Genomic DNA, 9,452 nt, shown 5'->3' on the forward strand with positions numbered 1-9,452 from the left:
ACAGCAACGCGGCGCGATACAGCGCCTCGTCAACGCGCGGCGAATTCGGAAAACGATAGTTGAATTTTTCATAGATTTCGACGGCCTTCAGCTTGTTGCCGGCTTTCTCGAAAGCGGTTGCCGATTCGGCCAGGGCCAGTTCGGAGATCGTCGAGTCTTGGCTGCTGGCGGCAATATTCTCAAAGGCAATGGCAGCCACGCTGTGCTCGCCTTTCGCCTTGAAGCCGTCCGCCAATTTGAATTTCGCCGAACTGATCAAACGCTGCGCGCGTTCGATTTGCGCGGTGGAGTCGGGATATTGCTCGGCAACTTTGCGCGCCCATTTTTCCGCCAGCAAAAAGTCTTGCGCTTCCATCGAGCATTGCGCATGCAGCAAATGCGCCTGCACGGCAAAGCGCGATTTTGGCATGGTTGTGATTATCTTTTCGTAAACCAGTTGCGCCGGGCGGAATTCTTTCAAATTGAACAGCGTCTCACCGTATTTCATCAACACTTCGGGATAGCGCGGGCTTGCGCTCATCAACACGGCAAAATCGTTGCAGGCGGTGAGCAGCTTGGCCGACACGGCGTTCGAGACAGTCAGCGTGTCCGGCCGGCCGGTGCCCATAAAATTCGCCAGCAGAAACGAAGTCGTGTCGGGATGATTCACCGTGGCGAGTTCATCAAAATGGCTGATGATGCGGTTGTACGCCGCGTCATCTTTGAATTCGGATTCCGGATAATCCATCATCACGCGTTTGTAGGCGTCGGCCGCATTGGCAAAATCCCGGGTCTCATAAAAACATTCCGCAAGATAATAGCTGATTTTGGGCGCATTCGGCATGTCCGGAAATTTGGCGACATATTCCTGATAGCGCTGAATCGCAAGCTGATAGGCGTTGTAATCCTTGTTCGCTTGCGCGCGGGCTTGCGCTTCCGTACCGAGGATATACAGATGCTGCTCCGCCAGCGCCAGCGCCTTTTCGCGAATTTCGCCTTCGGGATGTTTTTCCAACCACGCGCTGCCCGGCCCGAAATTGTTCACGAGCGCGAGGCGCGCCACCTCAGCTTTCTCGGGCTGCTCGCTGCTGAGATAATTCTCGACCACTTCGTTTTGTAACAGCGGGCCTTGATCGTTAAAGGGCCACATTTCCAGCGTAATCTCAACGGTACGAATGGCTTCATCGTAGAAATTGCGTGCGCGATACGTTTCCGCCAGTTTCAAAAAAATCTCAATGCCGTAATCTTTGCCGCTGTATTTGGCCAAAAATTCCCGCGCTTTTTCCGGGCCGCCGTACTCCGCGAAGCTCTGCGCAATGTATTCGATAGATTCTTGCCGCAAATCCGCCGGCGTTTTGCCCAGGGCTTCGGGGTTGTTGGCGTCTTTGATGTTGTTGATATCGTCAATCAGATAAATAAACGTGCTGATCGCCTTGGCATAATCGTTGACGTTGTAATAAGACCAGGCCAGCTTGTACAAGGCCATGCTGAAAAAGGGATTCTGCCACTGGTTGAAGAGTTTCGAATAATACTGCGTCGCGGTGACATAATCTTTTTTCTCGAAACAGGCCTCGCCGATGCGGAAATTCGCTTCGAGCACATACGGGCTGTTGGGATAGTCCTTGATCATGCGCTGGAAGTAATCGCGCGCCATTTCCTGGTTGCCTTCTTCGAGATGGCAGAGCGCCAGGCGGTAAATGATCTTGTCGTTGAACGGGGCGGTGGGATAATGCTCTAAAACCTTGTATCCCATCTCGATCGCCTTGCGGTAACTCACGCGCGGCATGGCCGGCTCGACCGCAATCTCGCCGTTATCGAATCGCTTCAAATCGCGTTCATAGGCCGCCATTTGCTTTTGATAGTCGAACGTCGCGCGTTTGACGTAAAGCTCGATCAATTGAAACATCACGCTCGGCGAAAAATCGCTGTCCGGATATTTCTTGATCAGTTCTTCCGCATTGACAATTGCCGCGTTGAGATCACCGACATAAATGCTGTCGTTCTTGAAATAGGCGGGCTTTTGCGGGATTGCCGGCGCGGTCTTTTGTTCCGGCATGTTTTTTTTCTGCGGCGTCGCCGGCGGGTTTTTGCCCGGCGTTGCGTTTTTCTCCTGGCTCAGCGCCGGCGCGGCCAGCATCAGTGCGGCAGACAACGCGAAAGCAGATGCCCAAGAACTCACGGCTCTTTGTCGCATAATGACGTGTTTCATACTCGGCCTAACCTCTGGTTGCAAGGCATTTGACAAACTATCTCGGCATTCCCTTCAAAAATAACGCCCGCGTCTTGCCATACTCGGCATAAGCACGCCAGTGACGCCGCGACTCCATTCGCGTAATGTCTGAACGAACTTGATCGACTTTTTGTGAAACTTCTTCAAAAATCCGGCGCTCGGTCAGAATGCTGTCCACCAACTCATCCCGCGACTTCGCCAACTGCGTGTAATGATCCTGAATATATTTGGGCACCTGGCCAGCGCCGTCCAGCCGGATGGAATCGAGCAGTTTCGATTCCAACACCAGCAACTGCACTTTCAACTGTTCCAGCGATTTTTCCTGTTCGCGCAGGCCCAGTTCAACCAACGCGACGCGGTCGGCGACGTTGTTGCCCTCCGGATATTTGCGAATGATGTAATCATACTCCTGCACGGCGAAGTCATAGAACTCGAGCCGGAGATACGACTGGCCAAGCAAGAAGTGCGCTTCCTCGCCGAATTCCGAGTCATCGAATTTCTTGATCAGCTCGTTGAGCGTGATGACCGCGCTTTGAAAATCGTTCAGTTTGATCGACGCCCAACTGCGCACGAGCAACGCTTGCGGATAATCCTTGTGATTCTCCGGGAGATTCCGGAGGTGCGAGATCGCTTCGCGGTAATAGCCAAGCTCGTAGTAGATGAATCCGAGCGTCAAGTGGGCGTTAATTTTAACCTCGCGCTGTTCCGCACGGAGGATGGGCAGGCCAACTAGCTTACGCAAAGCCGACAGGGCGTTGTTGATGCTTTTTTTTTTAGGTGAGAAAGCCCGATCGTATACAAACTGTAATCATAAAACTCACTGCGTGAGCCGACTTTTTCGAGCACGGCGATTGTATTCTCATAATCATGCTCGTGAAAATAGGCCATGCCGGCAAAATAATGCACGCCATCCTCCACCTTGCTTCCCGGATAGGTGGACAGAATAGCGTTATAAACCTTGATGCTTTCCGGATAATTCTCCGCCTGATATTGAATACGCTGCAAGCCGTGCAGGCCTTGCGCGACGTACTCGCTTTGTGGAAATTTCGTAACCAGGAAACGGAACATCTTGTGCGATGATTTGAACATATCCATCGAATACAAGCATTCGCCCAAGTTGCACAGCACACCGTCAGCCTGGCTGAACGAGGGATAGTAATCCAACAAAATGATGAACTCACGCGCCGCTTTCCAATAAGCGCGCTCGTCATAAAACTTCAAGGCGTCGCGATAAATGCGGGCCGCCACTTTTTCCATGTTGCGGTCGCTCACGCGCGTTTCTGAAGCCTGTTTTTCCTGCGCGACAGTTGACGAAAAAAATCCGCCGAAACTGCACACCGCGCTGATCATGAGGGGAATAGGTAATCGCAAGATGTGACCCTGCCAATTATATCTCAAATGATTCATGGTTTTTCTTTTTTCTCAGAATCGTTGCTTTCCTGCAAAGATTTTTCCATGTCTTCCAAATCTTCCTTGGCGCTTTCGCGTTTGATGCGGACGCGCTCCAGCTCGGGATCCGCGCGCCGTTCGGTGCGCCTGCCTGGCTGCGTCGAGGAGACGCCGCCCTGGCGATTGAAGGCAACTTGATAATTCATGCCCAGGATAACCTTCCAATCGGCATACTCTTTTTGCAGGGGATCGAGACGCACCGCCGCCGGCTTGTCCAATCCCACACCAACCGCAAAATCCAGAATCAAATTCCACGGGCCGAGCACTTTTATGCCCTGCGAGACCCGGGTGGAGCTTTCGGCGTAACCCACCAGCGCGTTGTTGGCAAAGATCTCGCCGGTGTATTCAGTGTAAAACGTGATCGAGCGAATCGGAAACTTCAAACCGGCGCCGACCAAGAATTGATCTTCATGGCCGATGAAAAAATTGCGGTCGAGCGTGTGGTCGAAATAGCCAAAATTCAAGTAGGCTTTCAAGGGCACCAACGGAAAACTTTCCGTCATGTCAATCGTGGCCAGGCCTTGAATGCCGCCGCCGACTTTTCCGGAAGAATAGGGTTCATACGGCACATTGTGATTCTTTGCCGTGGGCAGATTGACGAAGCCGCGCAAGCCGGTGGAGATGCCGCCCACTGCAAACGGCAGCGCCATCTTCAAGCCCAGTTGGGTATCGCCCGGAGGACCCCAGGCATTTTGCTGGTCGTCCTGATACGGCACCACCTGCATGTTGAATTCCAGGCTGTTACTCAGCCCCAGCGTGAACCCCAACGACAGCGTGTGATCCTTGCCAAGCAGGTTCTGACGCTGGTCGGGCGATTCCAAAAACGTCTGAAAAAAAGAATTGATAAAAAATTGTTTGCCGCCAATCGGTTCAGCGGTGAAGACGCGCATCAAGCCGCGTCCGCCATAGATGGTTGTTTGCGCCGAGGCAGAACCGGCGCAGAGCAGCGCCAAAGCGAGAGCAGAGCCAAGATACTTCGAACGAGTCACGAGAAGACCCACGATGCTTAATCGGTGAACGGATCGCGCTGCGGCGTGGCCACCAGAAGCCTCTCGCCGGAGCGTGTGATTTTGACGTCGCCGTGCGGTTTCGCCGCCTCATTGCGCAACCCCGGGCGGGGCGCATGCGCGAACGTAACGAGCGTACTCCACGGCATTCTCATGGCAAGTTATATAGCGACAAAGGCGAAAGAATGCTTAAACATTTTATCAAAATTAGGCAGCCAAGGTCGAAAGACGTTTTCGTAAGTCTTTGGCGGCGAATCCGCGGCTGTACAAAACGACGGAATGAACTCGACAAGTATTATGCCAAGCGCAAAATGAATGAGGAAAAAGCGTCTGTGCGCGCGCAGGAGGACGCCAACAGCGTTTAATTGTTATAACGTACAATCATTCGCGGCAACGGTGGGATTTTTCCGCGGCGGATAAAAAGGCAAGAACGCTTGGCTCAGGCTGAGACAAGCCGATTTTGAAAATTCCGTTTACGTAAGTGTTCGATATGTTACTTTTCCATGATCATTGCAGGCGTTTCATGTATGCCGGCCTTCACATCTGCAGGTTGCTGCGGCTGCGCTTCACGGCGACTCATCAGCACTTCGATCACGGCCGCGACCAGGAAGCCTCCCACAGAATCAATGATATAATGATATTGAATCACGAATGTGGAAGCCGAGAGAACGACGACGAGTGGCAACAGTGTCCAAAACAGCTTGCGAAAACTTTGCCGCAATGCCAGCAAAACCGTCCAGGCTGCGGCAACGTGCGAGCTGGGGAACGCCGCGCCGACGACCGAGCCTTTTCCTTGAATGAATAAGATTGAATTATAAAACCAGCCGCCGGCAAACAGCAACTCGTGATCGAGATTCATGACATGATGCGGGCCGCGCGCCGGCATGAGCAAAAAACAGGCATAGCAGGTGAACATAGTCAAACAAACGCGCGCCATCACACGGTCAAACGGCGGTGCGGCGGCGTGTTTTTTCGCAAACCTCGCGCGCGCGGCGCGATAAGGAACCCACACGGCCAGCGGAATCAAAAAATAGTAGCTCCAATAGGCAAACGAAAAAATTTCCGTCGTGAGAGGCGTGAGATGCCGTGCGAAAAATTCCCAGGGATGCTCTCCGAAAAACCAAATATCGCTTTTAAGAAGAAAAGGTTCGAGCCAAAACGGGAAAAATAGCGTGACGAGGCGGCCGATGGTTCCAAAGAAAAAGGTGAAGAACAGCATGGGATACCAATCCCGCAGCCAGCGCAACGCTCCCGGCAAGATGGCTTCATTTGAAATGAGCGCCAGCACGCCAATGATGAGTATCGGATGGACGATTGCGATCATCGGCCAGAGATGAACGTGTTTGCCGGAAAGCAGGATCAAAATCGGCAGGAGGATGAGATAGCCGAGGGTGAGTTTGTCAAAGAAAAGGAGTTTTTGCCGCCGGCCGGCTCGGATTCTGGAAAAAGAAATCTTCATAAGAACTGTGGTGGCCCGAAAATTCCGTTTAAGAACGCCGTTTAAATAACATGCCCGTTTCCTGCTGCCGCTGCTTAACGCGAAGGTACGCTAATCAATTTTTAATTCGCATTCATTCGCGGTTTGAGACATGGGAACGTTACTTCATTCTGATTCCCTAGTCTGATGAGCTATCGCCAATCGTCGTGGTTTCTTGCACGAAATCCACAATGCATTGATAAATTTCCGGCGGCACCTGCTGGCGAAAGCCGTGATGCAGCCCTTTCTTGCGTTGCAGCAATTCGGCGCAAGCCCGTGTGGGGCAGACATATGCGCCCCGGCCCGGCAGCTTTTGACGCGCATCAATAACAAAAACACCCTCGGGAGTGCGACTCAGACGCAACAATTCCCGCTTTGCCGTTTTGCGGCCGCAAGCCAGGCAGGTTCGTTCAAGCATGGCGTGACTATAACACGATTTAACCAAAAAATCAAGCGAGGGCGCAACCGCAGCGCCAAATTTCTCATTGACAAACGCCCGTCGATTGCTTAATATTCGCTGCCAAAAGCAGAACTGGCTTGCTGTTGTTTTCATGATTTAGAAAAACACCGGTTCTACAATAGTGATCTTCATCTGCAGAAACGCAAGTTGTTATAACGAGCGAACGTTCGCACGGCCTTGCCGCGGGAGCATACTGAGTTTGCAAACATCTCTTTTGAAAAAAATCGCCGGCAAGTGCCGGACAAGACGTGAGAGGGATTCGGGTTGAAGCTGAGAGACATCATCGAGCCGATCAAAGATGACCTGGTGGCATTCGAGCAAGAATATAAATCCCTACTCAAATCCGACATTTTTCTCATCGACCAGATTGTTCACTATCTTCTTTCGCATCGCGGCAAACGCTTGCGCCCCATCATCGTCCTGTTGATCAGCCGCATGAACGGCGCGCCTCCCACCGTCAAACGCTTGAAAGCGGCGGCCATTCTCGAATTGTTGCACACCGCCACCCTGGTGCACGATGACGTCGTGGATGATACCTACCGTCGTCGCGGTTTCCCCTCGATCAATTCGATTTGGAAAAACAAGGTTTCGGTATTGATGGGCGATTATCTGTTTTCCAAATCGCTGCTCGCGATGTTGCATTTGGGCGATGCCAAGGCGTTCTCCATTATCTCGCTCACGGCTGAACGCATGAGCCAGGGCGAGTTACTGCAACTCGAGCGCAGCCGCGATTATTGGATGGAAGAGGCGATTTATTTTCGCTTGATTGCCGACAAAACCGCCTCGCTCATTTCCGCGGCCTGTCAGCTCGGCGGCCTGGCGGGCGAACAATCCGAGGCGGAAATCGCGGCGATGGGAGAATTCGGCGAGAAGGTCGGCATCGCGTTTCAAATTCGCGATGATCTGCTCGATTTGCTCGGCGAAGAAGGCACCGTCGGCAAGCCGGTGGGCAACGACATTCGCGAGAACAAAATCACGCTGCCGTTGTTGCATGCGCTCAAACAGGCAAAGAAATCCGAAGCGAAAGAAATCATTCGACTGGTGCGCCGCGGCTCCACCTGGCGCTCGCGCAAAAATGATTATGAGCGCATCGTCAATTTCATCGAACGCCAGGGCGGCGTTGCCTACGCCCACGATACGGCCAGGCGCTTCTGCGATGAAGCATTGCACTTGCTGTCGCCGTACCACGACTCGTCCTACAAAGATGCTTTAACCAAGCTGGTGAGATTCATCACCTTGCGGGAGAATTGATCGTCGCGATCGAATAAAAGCATGACAAGCCTTGCCAGTTCTCGCCGGCGCGGCTCTCGCAACTCAGGCGGCGTGATTTTTTTGAGGCACGCTGTTGCTATTTTGTTCCTTGCAAGCTGCCGTCCGGAGCCCGCGATTCACACGGTTGAGCGTACACAGATTTTGATGGACACGCTGGTGTTGATCAAAGTCTTTTTACCGGATTCGACGCAGCACCCGCAAGCTTTGGCCGCCATTGAGGCGGCTTTCGCCGAGATGGCGCGCATCGATACGATGATGTCTTCCTATCGCGGGGACAATGAAATGGCGGCGATCAATCGCGCGGGCGCCCGGGCCGCAAGCAGCGCTGCAATTTCTGCGGAGATGGATTCGGTGTTGCGCGCGGCGCTGGAGAGCGTGGCGCCGGACAGTCGCGACGCCGCCATCACGCTGGAGCGGCCCAAGCAGGCCTCGCACGGCGACTTCGCCAGCAACCTCGCCCTGCAGCTGGCCAAGCCGCTGAAGCTCAATCCGCGCGACATCGCCGGCCGCCTGCTCGCCGAGCTGCCGGCCTCGCCGCTCGTCGCCAAGGCCGAAGTTGCCGGCGCCGGCTTCATCAACTTCACCCTCGCTCCGGCGGCCAAGCTGCAGGTGGTGCGCACGGTGCTCGGGCGCGGCGACGACTTCGGCCGCAGCGAATTGGGCGGGGGCGCGAAAGTGCAGGTCGAGTTCGTCTCGGCCAACCCGACAGGCCCGCTGCACGTCGGCCACGGCCGCGGCGCCGCCTACGGCGCCAGCCTCGCCGGCCTGCTCGACTTCGCCGGCTACAAGGTGGTGCGCGAGTTCTACGTGAACGACGCCGGCCGCCAGATGGACATCCTGGCGCTGTCGACCTGGCTGCGCTACCTCGAGTTGCACGGCTCGACCATCTCCTTCCCGAAGAACGCCTATCAGGGCGACTACGTGCGCGGCATGGCCGACGCCATCCACCAGGCGCACGGCGCGCGCTACCGGCGCGACGCCGCCCACGTGCTCGACGGCGCGCCGGACGCAGCGACCGACGCCGAGGGCCATCTCGACGCGCTGATCGCCAACGCCAAGCGCCTGCTCGGCGACGACTACGCCTACGTGCACAACTTCGCGCTGACCGAGCAGCTCGGCGATTCGCGCGAGGACCTCGCCGAATTCGGCGTGCATTTCGACAACTGGTTCTCCGAGCGCTCCCTGTTCGATACCGGCCTGGTGGACAAGGCGGTGGCCCTGCTCGAGGCGCGCGGCCACGTCTATCTGCAGGACGGCGCGAAATGGTTCCGCTCCAGCGACTTCGGCGACGAGAAGGACCGCGTCGTGCAGCGCGAGAACGGCCTGTACACCTACTTCGCCTCGGACATCGCCTACCACCTCAACAAGTACGAGCGCGGCTTCGAGCGCATCATCGACATCTGGGGCGCCGACCACCACGGCTACATTCCGCGCGTCAAGGGCGCCCTCAAGGCGCTCGGACTCGACGACGGCCGGCTGGAAGTGGCGCTGGTGCAGTTCGCCGTGCTCTACCGCGACGGCCAGAAGACCTCGATGAGCACGCGCTCCGGCGAGTTCGTCACCCTGCGCGAGCTGCGC

8 protein-coding genes are annotated in these 9,452 nt (G+C 55.0%); 2 read left to right on the forward strand and 6 right to left on the reverse strand.

Features of this window, described 5'->3' with window-relative positions; all coding sequences use genetic code 11:
- The 6 genes from FBQ85_20920 to FBQ85_20945 form a co-directional block, all read right to left on the reverse strand.
- Positions 1 to 2,188: tetratricopeptide repeat protein (locus FBQ85_20920; GenBank protein ID MDL1877602.1), on the reverse strand; the 2,188-nt coding region annotated here is incomplete at its 3' end.
- A 37-nt stretch (positions 2,189 to 2,225) separates the two neighbouring features.
- Positions 2,226 to 2,951, reverse strand: a complete 726-nt coding sequence (locus FBQ85_20925) for a hypothetical protein (GenBank protein MDL1877603.1) — start codon at positions 2,949 to 2,951, stop codon at positions 2,226 to 2,228.
- Positions 2,939 to 3,616 carry a hypothetical protein gene (locus FBQ85_20930; protein MDL1877604.1) on the reverse strand — a complete coding sequence of 226 codons (678 nt, stop codon included), beginning with the start codon at positions 3,614 to 3,616 and terminating at the stop codon, positions 2,939 to 2,941. The genes FBQ85_20925 and FBQ85_20930 overlap by 13 nt, the downstream gene beginning before the upstream one ends.
- A complete protein-coding gene (locus FBQ85_20935; GenBank protein ID MDL1877605.1) occupies positions 3,613 to 4,647 on the reverse strand; it encodes a hypothetical protein in 1,035 nt (344 codons plus the stop codon). The genes FBQ85_20930 and FBQ85_20935 overlap by 4 nt, the downstream gene beginning before the upstream one ends.
- A 511-nt stretch (positions 4,648 to 5,158) precedes the next feature.
- Positions 5,159 to 6,124, reverse strand: coding sequence for a phosphatase PAP2 family protein (locus FBQ85_20940; GenBank protein ID MDL1877606.1), 966 nt, complete (start codon positions 6,122 to 6,124; stop codon positions 5,159 to 5,161).
- Between the two features lie 157 nt (positions 6,125 to 6,281).
- The gene (locus FBQ85_20945; protein ID MDL1877607.1) at positions 6,282 to 6,560 is read right to left on the reverse strand and encodes a YlxR family protein; all 279 of its coding nucleotides are present in this window, start codon (positions 6,558 to 6,560) and stop codon (positions 6,282 to 6,284) included.
- A gap of 306 nt (positions 6,561 to 6,866) precedes the next feature.
- Here FBQ85_20945 and FBQ85_20950 point away from each other — a divergent pair, with 306 nt between their 5' ends.
- Together FBQ85_20950 and FBQ85_20955 are read left to right on the forward strand one after the other, a co-directional pair.
- A complete protein-coding gene (locus FBQ85_20950; protein MDL1877608.1) occupies positions 6,867 to 7,853 on the forward strand; it encodes a polyprenyl synthetase family protein in 987 nt (328 codons plus the stop codon).
- A gap of 165 nt (positions 7,854 to 8,018) precedes the next feature.
- On the forward strand, positions 8,019 to 9,452 hold a 1,434-nt coding region (locus FBQ85_20955; GenBank protein ID MDL1877609.1), incomplete at its 3' end, for an arginine--tRNA ligase.

Source organism: Cytophagia bacterium CHB2 (genome assembly GCA_030263535.1).
Taxonomy (GTDB): Bacteria; Zhuqueibacterota; Zhuqueibacteria; order Zhuqueibacterales; family Zhuqueibacteraceae; genus Coneutiohabitans.

What these genes read in the sequence shown, in the direction of transcription:
- FBQ85_20945 (MDL1877607.1), bottom strand. Translation starts at nt 6,560, where the DNA reads ATGCTTGAACGAACCTGCCTGGCTTGCGGCCGCAAAACGGCAAAGCGG.
- FBQ85_20940 (MDL1877606.1), bottom strand. Translation starts at nt 6,124, where the DNA reads ATGAAGATTTCTTTTTCCAGAATCCGAGCCGGCCGGCGGCAAAAACTC.
- FBQ85_20930 (MDL1877604.1), bottom strand. Translation starts at nt 3,616, where the DNA reads ATGAATCATTTGAGATATAATTGGCAGGGTCACATCTTGCGATTACCT.